20 protein-coding genes are annotated in these 19800 nt (G+C 73.2%); 18 read left to right on the top strand and 2 right to left on the bottom strand.

The window, feature by feature from the left end; genetic code table 11:
• Positions 1-29: 29 nt before the first annotated feature.
• Entirely contained in the window at positions 30-809 is a 780-nt protein-coding gene (locus ABD785_RS25750) for an EI24 domain-containing protein (RefSeq protein ID WP_344832993.1), read from the bottom strand.
• A gap of 182 nt (positions 810-991) precedes the next feature.
• On the opposite strand from ABD785_RS25750, the gene ABD785_RS25745 reads away from it, so the two are divergent.
• From ABD785_RS25745 to ABD785_RS25730, 4 genes are read left to right on the top strand one after another with little or no spacing between them, the layout of a single operon-like run.
• Positions 992-2056, top strand: a complete 1065-nt coding sequence (locus ABD785_RS25745; protein ID WP_344832990.1) for an ABC transporter substrate-binding protein — start codon at positions 992-994, stop codon at positions 2054-2056.
• Entirely contained in the window at positions 2046-2831 is a 786-nt protein-coding gene (locus tag ABD785_RS25740; protein ID WP_344832987.1) for an ABC transporter ATP-binding protein, read from the top strand. The genes ABD785_RS25745 and ABD785_RS25740 overlap by 11 nt, the downstream gene beginning before the upstream one ends.
• Positions 2828-3610, top strand: a complete 783-nt coding sequence (locus ABD785_RS25735) for an ABC transporter permease (RefSeq protein ID WP_344832984.1) — start codon at positions 2828-2830, stop codon at positions 3608-3610. Before ABD785_RS25740 ends, ABD785_RS25735 begins: the two co-directional genes overlap by 4 nt.
• Positions 3607-4398, top strand: a complete 792-nt coding sequence (locus ABD785_RS25730) for an ABC transporter permease (RefSeq protein WP_344832981.1) — start codon at positions 3607-3609, stop codon at positions 4396-4398. The genes ABD785_RS25735 and ABD785_RS25730 overlap by 4 nt, the downstream gene beginning before the upstream one ends.
• A gap of 24 nt (positions 4399-4422) precedes the next feature.
• Here ABD785_RS25730 and ABD785_RS25725 read toward each other — a convergent pair whose 3' ends face one another.
• On the bottom strand, positions 4423-5829 hold the full coding sequence (locus ABD785_RS25725; protein ID WP_344832978.1) for a PucR family transcriptional regulator: 1407 nt from the start codon (positions 5827-5829) through the stop codon (positions 4423-4425).
• A 106-nt stretch (positions 5830-5935) separates the two neighbouring features.
• On the opposite strand from ABD785_RS25725, the gene uraD reads away from it, so the two are divergent.
• Genes uraD through ABD785_RS25655 form a run of 14 tightly spaced genes read left to right on the top strand, consistent with a single transcriptional unit; the run spans position 5936 to position 19788 of the window.
• Positions 5936-6424 (top strand): 2-oxo-4-hydroxy-4-carboxy-5-ureidoimidazoline decarboxylase, encoded by a 489-nt coding sequence (gene uraD, locus ABD785_RS25720; RefSeq protein ID WP_344832975.1) that lies wholly within the window; start codon positions 5936-5938, stop codon positions 6422-6424.
• Positions 6421-6747, top strand: a complete 327-nt coding sequence (uraH, locus tag ABD785_RS25715; RefSeq protein ID WP_344832972.1) for a hydroxyisourate hydrolase — start codon at positions 6421-6423, stop codon at positions 6745-6747. The genes uraD and uraH overlap by 4 nt, the downstream gene beginning before the upstream one ends.
• A complete protein-coding gene (gene pucL / locus ABD785_RS25710) occupies positions 6747-7577 on the top strand; it encodes a factor-independent urate hydroxylase (protein ID WP_344833257.1) in 831 nt (276 codons plus the stop codon). The genes uraH and pucL overlap by 1 nt, the downstream gene beginning before the upstream one ends.
• Positions 7577-8425, top strand: a complete 849-nt coding sequence (locus ABD785_RS25705) for an FAD binding domain-containing protein (RefSeq protein ID WP_344832969.1) — start codon at positions 7577-7579, stop codon at positions 8423-8425. Before pucL ends, ABD785_RS25705 begins: the two co-directional genes overlap by 1 nt.
• Positions 8416-8883 (top strand): (2Fe-2S)-binding protein, encoded by a 468-nt coding sequence (locus tag ABD785_RS25700; protein ID WP_344832966.1) that lies wholly within the window; start codon positions 8416-8418, stop codon positions 8881-8883. Before ABD785_RS25705 ends, ABD785_RS25700 begins: the two co-directional genes overlap by 10 nt.
• Complete coding sequence (locus tag ABD785_RS25695; protein ID WP_344832964.1) at positions 8880-10241, top strand: 8-oxoguanine deaminase; 1362 nt, start codon at positions 8880-8882, stop codon at positions 10239-10241. Before ABD785_RS25700 ends, ABD785_RS25695 begins: the two co-directional genes overlap by 4 nt.
• Complete coding sequence (locus tag ABD785_RS25690) at positions 10238-12463, top strand: molybdopterin cofactor-binding domain-containing protein (protein WP_344832962.1); 2226 nt, start codon at positions 10238-10240, stop codon at positions 12461-12463. The genes ABD785_RS25695 and ABD785_RS25690 overlap by 4 nt, the downstream gene beginning before the upstream one ends.
• A 4-nt stretch (positions 12464-12467) precedes the next feature.
• Positions 12468-13595 carry a DUF6986 family protein gene (locus ABD785_RS25685; protein WP_344832960.1) on the top strand — a complete coding sequence of 376 codons (1128 nt, stop codon included), beginning with the start codon at positions 12468-12470 and terminating at the stop codon, positions 13593-13595.
• Positions 13592-14890, top strand: a complete 1299-nt coding sequence (allB, locus tag ABD785_RS25680) for an allantoinase AllB (RefSeq protein WP_344832958.1) — start codon at positions 13592-13594, stop codon at positions 14888-14890. The genes ABD785_RS25685 and allB overlap by 4 nt, the downstream gene beginning before the upstream one ends.
• Positions 14883-15890, top strand: a complete 1008-nt coding sequence (gene alc, locus ABD785_RS25675) for an allantoicase (RefSeq protein WP_344832956.1) — start codon at positions 14883-14885, stop codon at positions 15888-15890. The genes allB and alc overlap by 8 nt, the downstream gene beginning before the upstream one ends.
• A complete protein-coding gene (locus ABD785_RS25670) occupies positions 15887-16432 on the top strand; it encodes a nucleotidyltransferase family protein (RefSeq protein WP_344832953.1) in 546 nt (181 codons plus the stop codon). Before alc ends, ABD785_RS25670 begins: the two co-directional genes overlap by 4 nt.
• A complete protein-coding gene (locus tag ABD785_RS25665) occupies positions 16425-17552 on the top strand; it encodes an XdhC family protein (RefSeq protein ID WP_344832951.1) in 1128 nt (375 codons plus the stop codon). Before ABD785_RS25670 ends, ABD785_RS25665 begins: the two co-directional genes overlap by 8 nt.
• Positions 17553-17595: 43 nt before the next feature.
• The gene (locus ABD785_RS25660; protein WP_344832948.1) at positions 17596-18750 is read left to right on the top strand and encodes a hypothetical protein; all 1155 of its coding nucleotides are present in this window, start codon (positions 17596-17598) and stop codon (positions 18748-18750) included.
• Between the two features lie 45 nt (positions 18751-18795).
• Positions 18796-19788 (top strand): aldo/keto reductase, encoded by a 993-nt coding sequence (locus ABD785_RS25655; RefSeq protein WP_344832946.1) that lies wholly within the window; start codon positions 18796-18798, stop codon positions 19786-19788.
• Positions 19789-19800 lie beyond the last annotated feature (12 nt).

Here is a 19800-nt window from a genome sequence, read left to right as displayed (position 1 = left end):
AGGCGATCAGGCCTTTCCGGCGCGACCGTTCAGGAGGGGGCGGGCGCGTCCGGCGGCAGAAGCCTCTTGGCCGGGTAGGGCGACAGGTGCCGGGAGTAGAGGGTGGCCCCGGCGACGGCGACCGGCATGAACAGCACGGCGCCGAGCGGGATCAGGAAGATCACGACCGTCAGGGCGCCGAACCCGACCGTGCTGGCCCGATGGGCTCTGAGCAGCGCGAACCGCTCCTTGCGCACCAGCCCGCGACGGTCGAGGGCGATCGAGGTCAGCTCCCCGCAGAGGAAGAAACCGGACACGCAGGCGGCGACGACCGGCACCACGGTCTGCCCCACGACCGGGATGAACCCGAGCGCGAAGAAGACGACCGCGAACACCAGCGCGATCGCGGCGAGGACGATCCCGTCCCGGATCGCCCGGACGATCTGCAGCCACAGTGACGTCCCGGGGTCCGGCGGAGCCCCGCCCTCCGACTCCTCCACCCGGACGGCCAGCGCCTCGTAGAACGGCTGCCCGATCAGCAGCGTCACGGCCGTGAACAGCAGGACGCTGAGGAACGCCCCCACCCCGAACAGCAGCACCCCGGTCAGCAGCCGCAGCGACTCCCTGGCCCCCTTCGACCAGTCGTCGGCGAACGGTGTCAGCCAGCCGGCGACATCGTCGGCCCGGTAGGCGAGCAGCACCAGCAGCCCGGTGAACAGGATCATGGAGACCAGCGCCGGGATCAGCCCGAACAGCCACTGCTTGGGCCGGGCCGCGCACCACGCCAGCCCGCGCCCGAGAAACCTCGCCCCGAGGAGAACATCCTTCATCACGGGGGATCCTACTTGAACGATCCGACGAATTCCGAGGCCCGAGAACGGTCGAATCGGGCTTAGGCCTACAAAAGTGAGAATTCGGTAACTCCTCGGCAATCCCGAGGGGTCAGTGGCCGCAACAGGCCCTCCCTACCGTCGGCGGTGAGCGTGGATTTCACCCCGAACGGAGACCCCCTGTGCCATACGACCTCGACCGCCGCGCGCTCCTGCGCGGTGGAATGCTCGCCTCCGGCCTCTTCGTGGCCGCCCCTCTGCTCGCCGCCTGCGGCGACGACGAGAAGAAGGGAGCCGCACCGGCGAAGGCCGGTGAGATCGGCGCGGGCAGCATCCGTTTCTCCTGGGTGAAGAACGTGGAGTTCGCCGGCTCCTACATCGCCGACACCAACGGCTACTACAAGGCCGAGGGATTCACCAGCTTCGAGCTGATCTCCGGCGGCCCGACCGCGACGCCCGCCGAGACCGACGTCATGAGCGGCAAGGCGATGGTCGGCATCTCCGCCCCCGACACGCTCGCCGCGGCCGTCCTCAAGGGCGCCACCCTGAAGATCATCGGTGCCCAGTACCAGAAGAACCCGTTCGCGATCCTGTCGATGGCCGACAAGCCGATCAAGTCCGCCCAGGACATGATCGGCAAGAAGATCGGCGTCCAGGCCACCAACGAGGCCATCTGGGCGGCGTTCCTCAAGGCCAACAAGATCGACCCGAAGAGCATCACCAAGGTCCCCGTCCAGTTCGACCCGACCCCCCTCACCACCGGCACCGTCGACGGCTGGATGTCGTTCGTCACCAACGAGCCGAACACGCTGCGCCTCAAGGGCCACAAGGTGGAGACGTTCCTGTTCGCCGACCAGAACTACCCGCTGGTCAGCGAGGTCTACATCGTCACCGACAAGACCATCAAGGAGCGGCGTCCCGCCCTCAAGGCCTTCCTGCGCGCCGAGATCAGGGGCTGGAAGGAGAACATCAAGACCCCCGAGCTCGGCGCCCGCCTCGCCGCCGAGGTCTACGGCAAGGACCTCGGCCTCACCACCGAGGAGCAGACGCTGGAGTCCAAGGACGAGAACCTCCTCATCTCCACCGAGGAGACGAAGAAGAACGGCCTGTTCACCATGACGCCCGAGCTGCTCGCCAAGAACATCGAGACGCTCAAGATCGCCGGCTCCGCGGTGACCGCCGAGCAGATCTTCGACCTGTCGATCCTCGCCGAGGTCTACAAGGAGGACCCGTCTCTTGTCGGCTGAGGCTGAGAAGACCGGCGGGATCGATCTCGCCGGTCTCACCAAGGAGTTCAGGCTCGGCCGCACGACGATGACCGCGCTGGAGGGCGTCGACCTGCGCACCGCGCAGGGCTCCTTCCTCACCCTTCTCGGCCCGTCCGGCTGCGGCAAGTCGACGGTCCTGCGCATCCTCGCCGGGCTCGAGACGCCCACGTCCGGCGGGGCGCTGCTGCACGGTGAGCCGCCGTCGGCCGCGCGGGACCGGCACCACCTCGGCATCGCCTTCCAGGACTCGGCGCTGCTGCCCTGGCGGACGGTCACGGCCAACATCCGGCTCCCGCTGGAGGTCGCGGGGATCAGGCCGTCGAAGAACCAGATCGGCGACCTCGTGAAGCTCGTCGGGCTGGAGGGGTTCGAGAAGGCCCGTCCCGCCCAGCTGTCGGGCGGCATGCGCCAGCGCGTCGCGATCGCCCGCGCCCTGGTCGTCGAGCCGAAGGTCCTGCTGCTGGACGAGCCGTTCGGCGCCCTGGACGACATGACCCGCCAGCGCCTCAACCTGGAGCTCCAAAGGATCTGGACCGAGCGTGCCGTCACGACGCTGCTGGTCACCCACAGCATCTCCGAGGCGGTCTTCCTGTCCGACACGGTCGCGGTCATGAGCCCGCGGCCCGGCCGGATCATCGCCGAGGTCCCGATCGAGCTGCCCCGCCCGCGCACCCCCGACGTCCTGCGCACCCAGGAGTTCCACGCCTACCAGGACAAGCTCTCCGAGCTCCTGTTCGGGCCGGAGCTCGGATGAGCGCGGGCCTCACCGCACCGGCCGCGGGCCCCCTGGCGAACCGGCGGCTGCTGGCCGGGCTCGGCGGGCTCGCCGGGATCGTCCTCGCCTGGGAGGTCGCGGCGGCGTTCGTCACGGCGAACGCCGTCCCGACGCCGCAGGGCACGATCGCCAAGATGTTCTCCGACGGCTGGACCTTCTACGGACCGCACGTCAGGGGCACCGGCTGGGAGGCGCTGCGCGGCTTCTTCTGGGGCAACCTGATCGCGATCCTGCTCGCGGCGGTCGTCGTCCTGGTGCCGCCGCTGGAGCGGGTGATCACCCAGATCGGCGTGGCGTCGTACTGCCTGCCCGTGATCGCGGTCGGCCCGATCCTCACGATCGTCCTCGACGGCGACACCCCGATGGTGGCGATGGCCGCCCTCCAGGTGCTGTTCACGACGCTGATCGGGGTGCTGGCCGGGCTGCGGGCCGCGGACCGGACGAGCCTGGAGCTCGTCCGGGCCTACGGCGGCGGGCGGTGGCAGCAGCTCATCCGGATCCGGCTCGTCGCCGCGCTCCCGGCCTCCTTCGCCGCGCTGAAGATCGCCGCCCCGTCGGCGGTGCTCGGCGCGATCATCGGCGAGTTCCTCGGCCGGATCGACCAGGGACTCGGCCTCGCCATGGTCGTCGCCCAGCAGCAGGTGGAGACCGAACGCACCTGGGGCGTCGCGCTCGTCGCGGGCGCCCTGGCCGGCGCGGGCTACGGCGTGGTCGCCCTGGTCGCCCGGCTGACGACCCCGTGGGAGCGGACATCATGATCGTCAAACGGGTCTCCGGGACGCTCCTGTCCATCGGGGTGTCGCTGGCTCTGGTGCTCGGCGCGTGGATCGCCTTCATCGAGTACTTCTCGATCAATCCGATGGTCATCCGCAGCCCGCGGGACGTGTGGACCTACCTGTTCACCGCCGAGGAGGCCGGGGCCCACCGCTCGGTCGTCTGGGACGGCCTGCGCGTCACGCTCGCCGACGCCGGGGCCGGGATGGTCGCCGGGCTCGTGGCCGCGGCCGTCGTCGCGATGCTGTTCGTGCTGTCGCGGACCGTCGAGCAGGCGTTCCTGCCCGTCGCGATGATCGTCCGTTCGGTGCCGCTGATCGCGATGACCCCGGTCCTCACCCTGGTCTTCGGGCGCGAACTGCTCGGCACCACCGTGATCGTCGGCATCGTCGTGTTCTTCCCGGCCCTGGTGACCTTGGTCTTCGGCCTGCGCTCGGCCAGCCCGCAGGCGGCCGACCTGGTGCGCGCCTACGGCGGCTCCACCTGGACGACCCTGCGCAAGGTGATGATCCCCTCGGCGCTGCCGTCGTTCTTCACGGCGGCCCGCATCTCCGCCCCCGGGGCGATCATCGGGGCGCTGCTGGCGGAGTGGCTCGCCACCGGCAAGGGCATCGGCTACCGGATGCTCCAGGACGTCAGCACGTTCGAATCCGACGATCTGTGGTCCTCGGTCGTGGCGATCACCCTGGCGTCGCTGGTCATCTACTCGGCGATCGGGGTCGTCGAGGCGTTCGTCCTCGCCCGCTACGGCCCGGCTCCGGCCCGCCGCTGAGGCGCCTCCCGTCTCCGCGCCCGGTCAGGCGCGGAGACGGAGGGCCAGGTGGAAGTCGACGCGGTCGGTGAAGGCGTCGAGGTCGCGGCCGGTCAGGTCGGAGATGCGCTTGACCCGGTAGCGCAGGGTGTTGACGTGGACGTGGAGGAGGGCGGCGCAACGCGTCCAGGAGCCGTCGCAGGCCAGGAACGCCTCGAGGGTGCGGAGCAGGTCGGCCCTGTGGGTGGCGTCGTAGGCGGCCAGCGGGGCCAGCAGCCGCTCGGCGAACGCGCGGCGGGTGCTCGCGGGCAGGGCCGCCAGGAGCAGGTCGTGGGAGGCGAGCTCGGCGCAGCTCACGACGCGGGCTCGGCCGGGCCGCTCCAAAGCGTAGGCGTGGGCGTGCCCGGCCTCGGTCAGCGCTCCCGCCAGCCCTCCCGGGGCCGAGGACGGCTCGCTGACCCCGATCGCGAGCGGGGCCGCGATGGCCAGGTGCCCGGCCCGGTCCCTGAGCGCGGCCAGGAAGGCGACCGGGTCGTCCACCGGGACGACCGCCACGGAGCCCCCGGCGGTGGCGGCGACGGCGGCCTCGGCGGGATGCACCAGTTCGTCCAGCATCGCGGCCTCGACCGAGGCGACGAGCACCAGATGGGTCCCGGCGGCGGCCAGACCGCACGCAGCGAGCGCGGCCGACGGCGGCTCCTCGGCGACCAGGGTCTCCACGAGCCGGGCGGCGAGCCGCCGTTCGACCTGCCGGGCGCGTTCCTCGCGGGCCAGGTCGAGGGCGGCGAGCGGGACCAGCTCGTCCAGGTCGGCGGGGTCGGCGCAGACGACGAAGCGGGCGCCGCCGGGCAGCCGGTCCAGGTGGTGGTCGACGCCGGCGATCCGGCACCGGGCGGGGAGGACCGCCGCGGCCAGGAACGCGGCGGCGACCCTGGGGGCGTCCCGGAGCGGGGTCCCCGCGACCAGGCGCCCCGTGGCCGTGACGACCCAGGACCCGTCCGGCCACACCTCGGCCAGGTCGGCGCCGTCGGCCAGCGCGGACATCAGGCCCCGCTGCCGGCTGCGCGCGCCGACCTCCCGTTCCGACCAGAGCACGGTCGTGATCCGGTCGGTGATCGCCCGGAAGGAGACGTCGGCGGGCACCGCGAACAGCGGTACACGATGGCGGCGACAGGCGTCGATCAGATCGTCGGGAACCGGTCCGGCCAGACCTTCACCCGCGCCGAGCGCCGCTATGCCCGCCTTCGCCAGGCTTGAAACGAAAAGCTCGGAATCAGCGGGCTCTCTGCGCCACATCAGCCCCGTCAGCACCATCTCGCCGCCGGTCAGGTAGCGGCCGGGATCGAGGAGATCGGTGGTGAAGGCGGCCTTGAGCGGCCGGTCGAGGTCGGCCTCGCCGGTGAGGACCGGCAGCCTCGCCCCCGGCTGCTCCAGCACGTCACGTAGCCGCATCCGGACCCTCCTTTGTAGCTGTCTACAGGGAAGGTAGCCCGGCAATGTTTCGGTTTAGGGTCATCGCACGGTACTTCCGTGACGCTGTGTTCGCTTGACTGGGGACATGAGGCTGGAGGAGTTCGACGCACTGACCGCGGCCGCGGCCCGGGACGCCCTGCTGGCCTGCTGCGCCTCCCCGCAGTGGGCGGAGCGGGTGGCGGCCGGACGCCCGTACAGCGACTACTCCGCGTTGGAGGAGGCCGCCGCCGACGCCGTCGGCGCCCTTCCCTGGCCGCAGATCGAGACCGCGCTGAGCGCCCACCCCCGGATCGGGGAGCGGGCCGGGGGCACCTCGCGGGAGGCGGTCTGGTCGCGCGGGGAGCAGTCGGGGGCGGCGGACGGCGACCGGGCGGCGTTCGTAGAAGCCAACAAGGCCTATGAAGATCGCTTCGGTCATGTGTTCCTCATCCGTGCCACGGGAAGGACCGCCGAGGAGATGCTCTCGGCGGCCCGGGAGCGGCTCGGGAACCCAGAGGAGGCCGAGCGCGAGATCGTCAGGGCCGAGCTGGCCGCGATCACCCGGCTCCGGATCGGAAAGCTGGTGACGGCATGAGCCTGTCGACGCACGTGCTGGACACCTGCCGCGGCGAGCCCGCCGCCGATCTGCCCGTCGCCCTGCGGCGGCGGACCGAGGACGGCTGGGTGACCGTGGCGACCGGCCGGACCAACGACGACGGCCGGCTGTCCGGCTGGGTCCCCAACGACGCCTGGGGCCCCGGCAGGTACGGCCTCCACTTCGACGTGGCCGCCTACCAGGGCATCGGCTCCTTCTTCCCGGAGGTGACGGTCGTGTTCGAGGTGACCGACGCCCACCGCCACCTGCACGTCCCGCTACTGCTGAACAAGTTCGGCTACACCACCTACCGAGGGACATGATGACGTTCAGCCTGGGCGACAACTCCTACGGCAAGGCCGAGTGCCGTCTCGTCCGCGTGGTCCGCGACGGCCCCCGCCACGAGATGATCGACCTCAACGTCAGCACGTCGCTGACGGGCGATCTCGCCGACACCCATCTGACCGGTGACAACGCCAAGGTCCTGACCACCGACGCGCAGAAGAACACCGTCTACGCCTTCGCCCGCGAGCACGGGATCTCCACGATCGAGGAGTTCGGGCTGCTGCTGGCCCGGCACTTCGTCGCCACCCAGGAGCCGGTCCACGGCGCCCGCGTCGGCATCGAGCGGTACTCCTGGAACCGGCTCGGCGACCACTCCTTCGCCCGTTCGGGCGGCGCCGTCCGCACCGCCGCCGTGACGCTCGGCCCCGCCGGCGCCGAGGTGGTCGGCGGCGTCCGCGGCCTCACCCTGATGAACACCACCGGCTCGGAGTTCCACGGCTTCCCCCGCGACCGCTACACGACCCTCGCCGAGACCACCGACCGGATCCTGGCCACCGACGTCAACGCCGAATGGCTGTTCACCGGCCTCGACGCCGACTGGGACGCCGCCTACACGGCCGTCACCGGCGCCCTCACCGGCGCCTTCACCGGGACCCACAGCCTCTCCCTCCAGCAGACCCTGTACGCGATGGGCGGCCGGGTGATCGAGACCGTCCCCGAGGTCGCCGAGGTCCGGCTGTCGCTGCCGAACAAGCACCACTTCCTGTTCGACCTGTCGCCGTTCGGGCTCGACAACCCCGACGAGGTCTACTACGCGGCGGACCGGCCCTACGGGCTCATCGAGGGAACGGTGAAGAGGGAGAAGTGATGGACTTCCTGAGGGCGGCCACCTGGGACGAGGCGCTGGCGCTCAAGGCGGAGCGTCCCGACGCCACGCCGATCAGCGGCGGCACCGACGTCATGGTCGAGATGAACTTCCGCAAGCGCAGGCCGTCGGCGCTGCTGGACCTCACCCCGGTCCGCGAGCTCGCGGCCTGGTCGGAGAGCGAGGGAACGGTCCGGATCGGCGCGGGCCTCACCTACACCCGGATCATCGGCGAGCTGTCCGGGCGGGCGCCCGCGCTCGCGCAGGCCGCCCGGACGGTCGGCTCCCCGCAGATCCGCAACCGGGGCACCCTGGGCGGCAACCTCGGCTCCGCCTCGCCCGCCGGCGACGGCCATCCGCCGCTGCTGGCGACCGGCGCGACGGTCGAGCTGGCGTCCGTGCGCGGGGTCAGGACCGTCCCGATCGACGCGTTCTTCACCGGGCCCAAGCGCAGCGTCCTGGCCGAGGACGAGCTGATCGCGGCCGTCCTCGTCCCCTCGGCGCGGGGCCCGCAGCAGTTCAGCAAGATCGGCACCAGGAACGCGATGGTCATCGCCGTCGCCTCCTTCGCCCTCGCCGTGGACCGCGAGGCCCGCACCGTCGGCACCGGCATCGGCTCGGCAGGGCCGACCCCGCTGCGGGCGCTGCCCGCCGAGGACCTCGCCGCCGACCTGCCCTGGGACGATCCCGTCCCGCTCGGCCCCGCGCTGCTCGCCGAGTTCGGGGAGCGGGTCGCCGCCGCGGCCTCCCCCATCGACGACGTGCGCGGCACCGCCGCCTACCGCCGCCACACCCTCGCCGTCCTGGCACGGCGCACCCTGACCTGGGCCTGGAGCGACCTATGCGCGTGAACTGCAAGGTGAACGGCGTCGAACGCGTCGCCGACGACGTCTGGGAGGGCGAGTCCCTCCTCTACGTGCTGCGGGAGCGGCTCGGGCTGCCGGGCAGCAAGAACGCCTGCGAGCAGGGCGAGTGCGGCTCCTGCACGGTCTACCTCGACGGGACGGCCGTCACCTCCTGCCTGGTCGCCGCGGGCCAGGCCATCGACCGGGAGGTCGTGACGGTCGAGGGCCTGTCCGGCGAGGGCGGCCTCGACCCCGTCCAGGACGCCTTCGTCCGGGCGGGCGCCGTCCAGTGCGGATTCTGCACGCCCGGCCTGATCGTCTCGGTCCACGATCTGCTGGCGCGCACGCCCGATCCGACCGATCCGCAGATCCGCGAGGCGCTCGCGGGCAACCTGTGCCGCTGCACCGGCTATGAGAAGATCATGGACGCCGTCCGGACGGCCGCCAGGGAGTCCCGCGCATGAGCGTCCCTCCCGGAACCACGCTGATCGAGAACGCGACGATCGCGACCGTCGACGCCGAGGGCTCGGAGTACGCCTCCGGGCACATCCTGATCGAGGGCGGCCGGATCACCGCGGTCGGCCCCGGCCGCCACGAAGGCCCCGCCGGCACCGTCATCGACGGGACCGGCTGCCTGGCCACCCCGGGCCTGGTCAACACCCACCACCACCTGTACCAGTGGGCGACGCGGGGCCTGGCCCAGCAGCGGAACCTGTTCGGCTGGCTGGTCGAGCTCTACCCGACCTGGGGACGGATCGACGCCGAGCTCGTCCACGCCACGACCGGCGCGGGGCTGGCGGCGCTGGCCCTGTCGGGCTGCACGCTCAGCACCGACCACCACTACGTCTTCCCGCACGACGGCGGCGACCTGTTCGCCGCCCAGGTCGAGGCGGCCCGGGGCATCGGCCTGCGGTTCCATCCGACCCGCGGCTCGATGGACCTCGGGGTCTCCCAGGGCGGGCTGCCGCCCGACCACGTCGTCGAGCCGACCGAGGCCGCGCTGGTCGCGACCGCCGACGCCGTCGACCGCTACCACGACCCCTCCCCCGACGCGATGCTCCAGGTGGGCGTCGCCCCCTGCTCGCCGTTCTCGGTGACCGAGGAGCTGATGCGCGAGGCCGCGGCCCTGGCCCGTGACCGCGGCGTCCGGATGCACACCCACCTCGCCGAGACCGTCGAGGAGGAGGAGTTCTGCCGCAAGCGGTTCGGCTGCACCCCCGTCGAGTACGCCGACCGGCTCGGCTGGCTCGGGCCCGACGTGTGGCTGGCGCACGGCGTCCATCTCGACGAGGCCTCGATCGGCCGGCTGGCCGCGACGGGCACCGGCGTCGCCCACTGCCCCAGCTCCAACGCCCGGCTCGGCGCGGGCATCGCGCCCGTCCGCGAGCTGCTCGACGCGGGCGCCCCCGTCGGCCTCGGCGTCGACGGCCCCGCCTCCCAGGAGGCCGGGTACCTCGGCCCCGAGCTGCGGCAGGCACTGCTCGCGGCCCGGCTGCGCGGCGGACCCGAGGCCCTGACCGCCCGCGAGGCCCTGCGCATCGGGACGATCGGCGGCGCCCGCTGCCTCGGCCGCGAGAACGACCTGGGCTCCCTGGAGCCCGGCAAGCTCGCCGACATCGCCCTGTGGCGCCTGGACGGCCTCGGCCACGCCGGGATCGCCGACCTCGTCGCCGCCCTCGTGTTCGGCCCGCCCGCCCCGCTGGCGTCCCTGCTGGTCGGGGGGCGCGAGATCGTCCGGGACGCCTCCCTCTTCACCGCGGGCGAGGCCGCACTCGCCACCGAGCTGACCCGGGTCAGCCGCCGTCTCTGGAGGGACTCATGACCGCGCATCCCGGCCTGGCCGCGACCGTCGCCGAGGGCATCGGCAGCTCGCCCGTCCGCCCCGACGGACGGCTCAAGGCGACCGGCGAGTTCGCGTTCTCCTCCGACCTGTGGGCCGACCGGATGCTCTGGGGCGCGACCCTGCGCAGCCCCCATCCGCGCGCCCGGATCCTGAGCCTCGACACCTCTGCCGCGCTGGCCATGAGCGGCGTCCACGCGGTGCTGACCCACGAGGACGTGCCCGGCGCGAAGCTGTACGGGCTGGAGCACTCCGACCAGCCGGTCCTCGCCATCGACCAGGTCCGCTACCAGGGCGAGCCGATCGCGATCGTCGCGGCCGACCATCCGGAGATCGCTGCCTCCGCCGCGGCGGCGATCGCCGTGGAGTACGAGGTCCTGGCGCCGATCGTCGATCCGGAGGCCGCCGTGCTGCCGGACTCCGAGCAGGTCCACGCCGGCCGTCCCAACCTGCTGCGGGCCGTGCCGATCCGCAAGGGCGACCCGGACGCCGCCGCCGACGTGGTGGTCAGCGGTGTGTACGAGGTCGGGATGCAGGACCAGGCGTTCCTGGGACCGGAGTCGGGGCTCGCGGTGCCCGCCGAGGACGGCGGCGTCGAGCTGTACATCGCCACCCAGTGGCTGCACGCCGACCTCGGCCAGACCGCCGCCTGCCTCGGGCTTCCGCCCGAGAAGGTGCGGATGACCCTGTCGGGCGTCGGCGGGGCGTTCGGCGGGCGCGAGGACGTGTCCATGCAGGTCCACGCCTGCCTGCTGGCGCTGCGGACCGGACGGCCGGTGAAGATGGTCTACGGCCGCGAGGAGTCGTTCTTCGGGCACGTCCACCGGCATCCGGCCAAGCTCTGGTACGAGCACGGCGCCGGCCGGGACGGGCGCATCGTCTACGTGAAGGCCCGGATCCTGCTCGACGGCGGCGCCTACGCCTCCTCCTCCGGTGCCGTGGTCGCCAACGCCGCCTCCCTCGGGATCGGGCCCTACGACGTCCCGAACGTGGTCATGGACGGCGAGGTCATCTACTCCAACAACCCGCCGTGCGGGGCGATGCGCGGCTTCGGCGCCGTCCAGGCGTGCTTCGCCTACGAGGCGCAGATGGACCTGCTGGCCGAGGCCTGCGGGCTCGACCCGGTCGAGATCCGGGTGCGCAACGCGCTGGCGACCGGGCACACGATGCCGACGGGGCAGCTCGTCGAGGGACCGGCGCCGGTCGAGCGGCTGATGCGGATCGTCGGGGACGCGCCGCCCGCCCCGGAGGGGGCGGACTTCCTGCCCGGCGGCACCGCCAACACCTCCCGCGGCGAGGGCGTCGTGCGGGGCGTCGGCTACGCGATCGGGATCAAGAACATCTGCTTCTCCGACGGGTTCGACGACTACTCGACCGCCCGGCTGCGGCTGGAGATGGTCGGGGGGCGTCCGGCCGTCCTGGTGCACACCGCCGCCGCGGAGGTCGGGCAGGGCCTGGTCACGGTGCTGGCGCAGATCGTCAGGACCGAGCTCGGGATCGAGCAGGTGACGATCGCGCCGTCCGACACCCGGGTCGGGAGCGCCGGATCGACCTCGGCGTCCCGCCAGACCTACATGACCGGCGGAGCGGTCAGGGCGGCCTGCGAGGCCGTCCGGGCCCGGCTGGCCGAGCGGGGCGCGCCCGGACGCGATCCGCTCACCGAGGACGTCATGGCCGCGCTGCTCGGGGACGAGGCGATCGAGGAGACGGTCGAGTGGCGGCACCGGCCGACGCAGGCCCTCGATCCCGAGACCGGGCAGGGCGACGCGCACGTCCAGTACGCCTTCGCCGCCCACCGGGCGACCGTGGACGTGGACGTGGATCTCGGCCTGGTGCGGGTGGTCGAGATCGTCACGGCGCAGGACGTCGGCAAGGCGATCAATCCCTCGGCCGTGGTCGGGCAGATCCACGGCGGCACCGCCCAGGGGCTGGGGCTCGCGCTGATGGAGGAGATCCAGGTCTCCGGCGGCAAGGTCCGCAATCCGAGCTTCACGGACTATCTGCTCCCTACAATCATGGATATGCCGCCTATGTCCGTTGAAGTGCTAGAACTGGCCGATCCGCACGCTCCGTACGGTCTGCGGGGGGTGGGCGAGCCGCCCACGATCTCCTCCACGCCGGCGATCGTCGCGGCGATCCGCGCGGCCAGCGGGGCGGCCCTGACCAGGGTGCCGGTCAGGCCCGAGCACATCGCGGGGGTCTGAGCGCATGCTCGGCCCCGCCGTCTACGACGAGCTCGACGGCCTGCTCGCCGCCGAGGACGCCGCCCTCGCCGACCGCTACCCGGGCGACCGTCCGGGCCGGCAGCCGCTGCACACCGTCTACGTGCCCGCCGACAAGGTCACCGAGGACCTGCCGTCGCGGTGGGGCGCGGCGGCCCTGGCCGCCCTGGACGAGCACGGCCTCCCCTACGACGCCGACCTGCACGACCGGATCGCCGCCAAGCTGCGGACCGAGCCGGTCGAGGACCTCAGGATCGACTTCGAGGACGGCTACGGCCACCGCGACGACGCCGTCGAGGACGCCGAGGCCCGCCGCGCCGCCGGGATCCTCGCCACCCGGCCGGCACCGTTCTCCGGCATCCGGATGAAGTGCTTCGAGGCCCCCACCAGGCATCGCGCGATCCGCACCCTCGACCTCCTGCTCGACGCCCTGGGCGGCGTCCCCGACGGCTTCGTCGTGACGCTCCCCAAGGTCACCTCGGTCGCGCAGGTCGAGGCGATGGCCGCGCTGTGCCGCAGGCTCGACCCCGCGCTCCGCTTCGAGATCCAGATCGAGACGTCCCAGTCGATCCTCGGCCCCGACGGCACCGCCCTGGTCGCCCGGATGGTCCACGCCGCCGGAGGCCTGGCCACCGGCCTGCACTACGGCACCTACGACTACTCGGCCGCCTGCGGCATCGCCGCCCACCACCAGAGCATGGACCACCCGGCCGCCGACCACGCCAAGGCCGTCATGCAGGTGGCCGCGGCCGGGACCGGGGTCCGGCTGAGCGACGGCTCCACGAACATCCTGCCCGTCGGCGACCGCGACGCCGTCCACGCCGCGTGGGCGCTGCACCTGCGCCTGGTCGGCCGCTCCCTCGAACGCGGCTACTACCAGGGCTGGGACCTCCACCCCGCCCAGCTCCCGACGCGCTTCGCCGCCAACTACGCCTTCTTCCGCGCGGGCGCCCCGCTGGCCGCCCGGCGGCTGTCGGCCTGGCTCGATCGCGCCGACTCCGGCTTCCTCGACGAACCCGCCACCGCCCGCGCCCTCGCCGGATTCCTGCGCAGGGGCCTGGAGTGCGGCGCCCTGGAACGGGAGCCCTACGCTGAACTGGTGGACAGGGCATGAGCGGGCACGATCTGGTCCTGAGGTCGCGGCGGGTGTTCCTGCCCGAGGGCGAACGGGCCGCCGCGGTGGCCGTCTCCGGCGGGCGGATCGCCGCGGTGCTGCCGTACGAGAGCGAGGGCACCGACCTGGGCGACCTGGCGCTGCTGCCGGGCCTGGTCGACACGCACGTGCACGTCAACGAGCCCGGCAGGACCGAGTGGGAGGGGTTCGCCTCGGCCACCCGGGCGGCCGCCGCCGGAGGCGTCACGACGATCGTCGACATGCCGCTGAACTCGCTGCCGCCGACCGTCACGGTGGCGGCGCTGGAGGCCAAGCGGAAGGCCGCCTCCGGGCAGTGCCACGTGGACGTCGGATTCTGGGGCGGCGCGATCCCCGGCAACCTCGGCGACCTCGCGGGCCTGCACGCCGAGGGCGTGTTCGGGTTCAAGAGCTTCCTGATCGACTCGGGCGTCCCGGAGTTCCCGCCGCTGGACGCCGCCGGGCTCGAGGCCGCCTTCCGCGCGGTCGACGCCCTGTTCATCGTGCACGCCGAGGATCCCGTCCACGTGTCGTCGCCGGAGCGGGCGCCGACCTTCGCCGAGTTCGTCTCCTCCCGGCCGCCGGTCGCCGAGGCCAGCGCCGTCGCGACCGTCATCGAGATCGCCCGCAGGACCGGGGCGCGGGCGCACGTCCTGCACCTGGCCGCCGCAGACGCCCTGCCGCTGCTGGCCGCCGCGCGGGCCGAGGGGGTGCGGATCACCGCGGAGACCTGCCCGCACTACCTGACCCTCCTGGCCGAGGACGTGCCCGACGCGGCCACCGAGTACAAGTGCTGCCCGCCCATCCGCGAGAAGGCCCACCAGGACGCCCTCTGGCAGGCGCTGCGCGACGGCGTGATCACCTGCGTCGTCTCCGACCACTCGCCCTGCACCCCCGACCTCAAGGCCGGGGACTTCGCGACGGCCTGGGGCGGCATCGCCTCGGTCCAGCTCGGCCTGCCGCTGGTGTGGACCGAGGCCAGGGCCCGCGGCTTCACCCTCGAGGACGTCGTGCGCTGGATGGCCTCCGGCACCGCGGGCCTGGCCCGGATCCCCGGAAAGGGAAGGATCGAGGCGGGCGCCGACGCCGACCTCGTGGCCTTCGCCCCCGACGAGGAGTTCACCGTCGACGGGGCGTCCCTGCACCACAGGCATCCCGTCACCCCGCACCACGGCCGCCGCCTCACCGGTGTCGTCCACACGACCTGGCTGCGCGGCGTCCCGGCCGGCGACGTCCCGCGCGGCCGCTTCCTGACCCGAGGAGAACAGCTTGCCTGACGAGACCTGGCCCGATGATCTCCGGCCCGACGAGCTCACGTTCGACGAGCTGACCGATCTGGCCTCACGCGCCCTCGGCGGCGGGGTCGTCGCGGCCAACGACGAGTTCTTCGCCGAACGCGAGAACCTGCTCACCCCGGATCCGGCCGTCTACAGCCCGCACACGTTCGGGCTGAAGGGCCAGGTCTACGACGGCTGGGAGACGCGGCGGCGCCGCAAGGGCAGCCACGACACCGCCTACATCCGGCTGGGCGCGCCCGGCGTGGTCCGGGGTGTGGTCGTCGACACCGCCTTCTTCACCGGGAACTACCCGCCGTCGGCGTCCGTGGAGGGCTGCCGGATCGGCGGGTACCCCTCGGTCAAGCGGCTCAAGAACGCCGACTGGTTCCCGCTGGTCGAGCGGGCGGCGCTGAAGGGCGACACCGCGAACTCCTTCGCCGTCGCGGGGGACGGCGTCGTCACCCACGTCCGGCTGCGGATCTTCCCCGACGGTGGCGTGGCCCGGCTGCGCGTGCACGGGGTCGCCGTGCCCGATCCCGCGCTGCTGCCCGGGGTGTTCGACCTGGCGGGCGCCGAGGTCGGCGGGCGGGTCACCGACTGGAGCGACCGGTTCTACGGCTCGCCCCGCCAGCTCCTGCTGCCCGGGCTCGCCGCGAACATGGGCGGCGGATGGGAGACCCGGCGGCGGCGCGACGACGGCAACGACTGGGTCGAGATCGCGCTCGGCCAGCCGGGCGTCCCGGAGATCGTCGAGCTCGACACCTCGCACTTCAAGGGGAACGCGCCGGGCTGGGCGAGCGTCACGGCGTCCGACGGGACCGTGCTGCTGCCCCGGGTGAGGCTCCAGCCCGACACCCGGCACCGCTTCCGGGTGGCCGCGGACAGGGCCGTCGAGGCGGTCAGGCTCGACATCTACCCCGACGGCGGGATGGCCAGGTTCCGGCTGCACGGGGCGCCGACCGCGAAGGCGCTGAAGAAGCTGAAGGCGTCCTGGTCATGAGCGTCGCAGGCCTGCTGCTGGCGGCCGGGGCCGGGCGCCGCTACGGCATGCCCAAGGCCCTCGCCTCGGACGCCTCCGGCGAGCCCTTCATCCGGCGGGCGGTCGCGACCCTGCGCGACGGCGGCTGCTCGGAGATCGTGGCCGTGCTCGGAGCGGGCGCGGACGAGGTCATCGAGCTGCCGGGGGTCAGGAGGATCGTCAACCCGGAGTGGGCGTCGGGGATGGGGTCGTCGCTGCGGGCCGGGCTCGGCGGGCTCGGCGGGCAGGACGCGGTCGTGGTCCTGCTGGTCGACACGCCGGGGATCACGCCCGCGGCCGTCCGGCGGCTCGCCTCGGGCGCGACCGCGGCGACCCTGCGGGTGGCGACCTACGGCGGGGAACAGGGCCATCCGGTGGTGATCGGGCGCGATCACTGGGCCGGGGTGGCGGAACTGGCGGAGGGCGACGTGGGCGCTCGGCCCTACCTGCGGCGGCATCCGCCGGAGCGGGTGGCCTGCGACGACGTCGCCGACGGAACCGATGTGGACGTGCCCCGTGCGTGACGTGCTGGAGGACCTTTTCGCCTGGTGGGAGGCCGGGGAGACCGTCGGCGTCGCCACCGTCGTCGGCACCTGGAAGTCGGCGCCCCGCACGGCGGGCGCGGCGATGGTCGTCGGCCCGCACGGCGAGGCGGTCGGGAGCGTGTCCGGGGGCTGCGTCGAGGGCGCGGTGTACGACCTCGCCACCGAGATCGCGGCCGATCCGCTGCTGCCGCCAGCGCTGGAGCGCTACGGCGTCACCGACGACGACGCCCTCGCCGTGGGCCTGACCTGCGGCGGGATGATCGACATCTTCGTCGAGCGGGTCAGCAGGAGCGCCTTTCCCGAGCTGGGCGACATCGTGGCCTCCGTCGGCGCCGGCGAGCCGGTGGCCGTGGTCACCTGCGTGGGACCCGCCGGGAGCGACCGCTTCGGCCGGCGGCTCGTGCTGTGGCCGGGCCGGACGTCCGGGTCGCTGGGGCTCGCCCGGCTCGACGAGGCCGTCACCGATGACGCCCGCGGCATGCTCGCCGCGGGCCGGACCGGCACCCTTCACTACGGCATGGACGGCGAGCGCCGCGGCGACGAGCTCACCCTGTCGGTCGTCTCCTACGCCCCGCCGCCCCGCATGATCGTGTTCGGGGCCATCGACTTCGCCGCCGCCCTGGCCGGGACCGGGTCCTTCCTCGGCTTCGACGTGACGGTCTGCGACGCCCGGCCGGTCTTCGCCACCGCCCGCCGCTTCCCCGCCGCCGACCGGGTGGTGGTCGACTGGCCGCACCGCTACCTCGCCGCCGAGGCCGAGGCCGGGCGGATCGACCCCAGGACCGTCCTGTGCGTCCTCACCCACGATCCGAAGTTCGACGTCCCGCTGCTGGAACTCGCCCTGCGCCTGGACGTCGCCTATGTCGGGGCGATGGGGTCGCGCCGCACCCACGACGACCGGACGGCCCGCCTCCGCGAGCAGGGCGTCCCGGCGGAGGATCTGGCGAAGCTCCGCTCCCCCATCGGCCTCGACCTCGGCGCCCGCACGCCCGAGGAGACGGCCATCAGCATCGCCGCCGAGATCGTCGCTGCCCGCTGGTCCGGCGACGGCACCCCGCTCACCCGCACCACGGGCCCCATCCATCACGAGGCCGCCTGACTCCCTGTGCAACGGCGCGGCGGCTCGGTAGCGTCCTTGGACCATGCGCAGAATCCCGCCGCTGCTCGCGCTGCTCGTCCTGCCGGCCGGCTGTTCCTCCCTGGACGGCGGGGCGCCGCCGCCGTCGTCTCCACCGCCGTCCGCCGCGGACCACGCCCCCGGGACCTCCTGGACGATCGCCCGCTCCCCCGTGCCCTCACGCGTCGGCCACATCGCCGCGTGGACCGGCACCGAGATGGTCGTCTGGGGCGGCATCGGCGAGGGGGCGCGCACCGGCCCCACCCGCTTCGGGGTCCCCCTCACCGACGGCGCCGCCTACACCCCGGACACCGACACCTGGCGGAAGATCGCCCCCTCGCCGCTGACGGCCCGCTCCCTGCCCGCCGCCGTCTGGACCGGGCGCACGGTCTTCGTCTGGGGCGGTTCCGGGGTGCCGGGCGAGACCCGTCCCCCGGTCGCCGACGGCGCCGAGTACGACCCGGCCGCCGACGCCTGGACCCCGCTCCCGAAGGCCCCGTCCGGCCCGCGCGGCACCCCGGTCGCGGTGTGGACCGGCACCGAGGTCCTCCTGTGGTCGGGCACCCTCGACGGCGACCGCAGATCCGCCGACGGCCTCGCCTACACGCCCGCCACCCGTACCTGGCGCAAGATCCCGCCCGCCCCGCTGGCCGCCTTCTGGGACGCCGACGCCCTCTGGACCGGCCGCGACCTGATCGTCCTCGCCCGTTCCGAGAGCTGGACGGGCTCCAGGGCGGTCTCCTACTCCCCGGAGACGAACACCTGGCGGCGCCTCCCCGCTCCCCCCTCGACCGGGCACGGCTTCGCGCTACCGGTCTGGACCGGGACGAGGCTGCTCCTGCCCGGCCTCAACGCCGAGAGCCCCCGGGGTCTGTCCTACGACCCGTCCGCCCGGCGCTGGACCTGGATCCCGGCGTCGAAGCCCGTCCACGCCGAGGGGACCCCCGTCCTCACCCCCAAGGGCGTCCTCACCTGGAGCGGCTCCCGCCACGCCGCCCTCTACGACCCCGCCGCCAACCGCTGGCGGAGACTCGCTCTGCCCGCCGCCCCCTACCGCGAGTTCCCCACCACGGTCTGGACCGGCCGGGACCTGCTCCTGTGGGGCGGCTCCACCTGCCCGCCGGGCGCCGCCTGCGCCAGCCTCACCGTCGCGCCCGCCGGCACGGCCCTCCGCCCCTGACGGGCGACGGCCGTCCGCCGCTCCGGCCCGTGATAGTAAGGAATCATGACTTATGAGGCGGCTGAGCAGCGGTATTCGGGGATGACGTACCGGCGGGCGGGGGCCAGCGGGGTGCGGCTGCCGGTGGTGTCGCTGGGGCTGTGGCACAACTTCGGGGACGGTCAGCCGTTCGAGGTGCAGCGGGCCGTGCTGCGGCGGGCGTTCGACCGGGGCGTCACCCACTTCGATCTCGCGAACAACTATGGCCCCCCTTACGGAAGCGCCGAGGCGAACTTCGGGGTGCTGTTCGCGCAGGACTTCCGGCCCTACCGGGACGAGCTGTTCATCGCCTCCAAGGCGGGCTACGACATGTGGCCCGGGCCCTACGGTGACGGCGGGTCGCGCAAGTACCTGCTGGCCAGCCTCGACCAGTCGCTGAAGCGGATGGGCCTCGACTACGTCGACGTCTTCTACTCCCACCGCTACGACCCCGACACGCCGCTGGAGGAGACGATCGGGGCGCTCGCCACCGCCGTCCGGCAGGGCAAGGCGCTGTACGCGGCGATCTCCAACTACCCCGACGCCCAGCACCGCAGGGCCGTCGAGATCGGCCGTGAGCTGGGGGTGCCGATCCTCATGAACCAGTCGCCGTACTCCATCCTCGACCGGCGGGTCGAGACGACCGTCATGGACGCCGTCGGCGAGACCGGCACCAGCCTGATCGCGTTCTCCCCGCTGGCCCAGGGACTGCTCACCGACCGCTACCTGTCGGGCGAGATTCCGTCGGGGTCGCGGATGTCGGTCGGCCACTTCCTCAAGGAGTCGGCGCTGACCGAGGACCGGCTGAACATCCTGCGCGGCCTCAACGCCGTCGCGGCGGGGCGCGGCCAGACCCTCGCCCAGCTCGCGCTCTCCTGGGTGCTGCGCGACCCGCGCGTCGTCTCGGTGATCATCGGCGCGAGCAGCGTGAAGCAGCTCGACCAGAACCTGGTCGCGCTCGAGGCCGGGCCGATCTCCGACGACGACCTCAAGCGCATCGACGAGCTCAGCCGCTCCTGACCGGCGGCCGCC

The organism is Actinocorallia longicatena (assembly GCF_039534125.1).
Classification (GTDB): Bacteria; Actinomycetota; Actinomycetes; order Streptosporangiales; family Streptosporangiaceae; genus Actinocorallia; species Actinocorallia longicatena.
The sequence above is the reverse complement of the archived record's forward strand: the minus strand, read 5'-3'. Positions and strand labels throughout refer to the sequence as shown.

Bases quoted from the DNA above. Each gene is read 5' to 3' on its own strand.
- uraD (WP_344832975.1), top strand. From the start codon at position 5,936: ATGAGGCTGGAGGAGTTCGACGCACTGACCGCGGCCGCGGCCCGGGAC.
- ABD785_RS25750 (WP_344832993.1), bottom strand. From the start codon at position 809: ATGAAGGATGTTCTCCTCGGGGCGAGGTTTCTCGGGCGCGGGCTGGCG.
- ABD785_RS25725 (WP_344832978.1), bottom strand. From the start codon at position 5,829: ATGCGGCTACGTGACGTGCTGGAGCAGCCGGGGGCGAGGCTGCCGGTC.
- ABD785_RS25695 (WP_344832964.1), top strand. From the start codon at position 8,880: ATGAGCGTCCCTCCCGGAACCACGCTGATCGAGAACGCGACGATCGCG.
- ABD785_RS25735 (WP_344832984.1), top strand. From the start codon at position 2,828: ATGAGCGCGGGCCTCACCGCACCGGCCGCGGGCCCCCTGGCGAACCGG.
- ABD785_RS25705 (WP_344832969.1), top strand. From the start codon at position 7,577: ATGGACTTCCTGAGGGCGGCCACCTGGGACGAGGCGCTGGCGCTCAAG.
- ABD785_RS25730 (WP_344832981.1), top strand. From the start codon at position 3,607: ATGATCGTCAAACGGGTCTCCGGGACGCTCCTGTCCATCGGGGTGTCG.
- ABD785_RS25655 (WP_344832946.1), top strand. From the start codon at position 18,796: ATGACTTATGAGGCGGCTGAGCAGCGGTATTCGGGGATGACGTACCGG.
- pucL (WP_344833257.1), top strand. From the start codon at position 6,747: ATGACGTTCAGCCTGGGCGACAACTCCTACGGCAAGGCCGAGTGCCGT.
- ABD785_RS25690 (WP_344832962.1), top strand. From the start codon at position 10,238: ATGACCGCGCATCCCGGCCTGGCCGCGACCGTCGCCGAGGGCATCGGC.
- ABD785_RS25700 (WP_344832966.1), top strand. From the start codon at position 8,416: ATGCGCGTGAACTGCAAGGTGAACGGCGTCGAACGCGTCGCCGACGAC.
- ABD785_RS25660 (WP_344832948.1), top strand. From the start codon at position 17,596: ATGCGCAGAATCCCGCCGCTGCTCGCGCTGCTCGTCCTGCCGGCCGGC.
- ABD785_RS25670 (WP_344832953.1), top strand. From the start codon at position 15,887: ATGAGCGTCGCAGGCCTGCTGCTGGCGGCCGGGGCCGGGCGCCGCTAC.
- ABD785_RS25685 (WP_344832960.1), top strand. From the start codon at position 12,468: ATGCTCGGCCCCGCCGTCTACGACGAGCTCGACGGCCTGCTCGCCGCC.
- allB (WP_344832958.1), top strand. From the start codon at position 13,592: ATGAGCGGGCACGATCTGGTCCTGAGGTCGCGGCGGGTGTTCCTGCCC.
- uraH (WP_344832972.1), top strand. From the start codon at position 6,421: ATGAGCCTGTCGACGCACGTGCTGGACACCTGCCGCGGCGAGCCCGCC.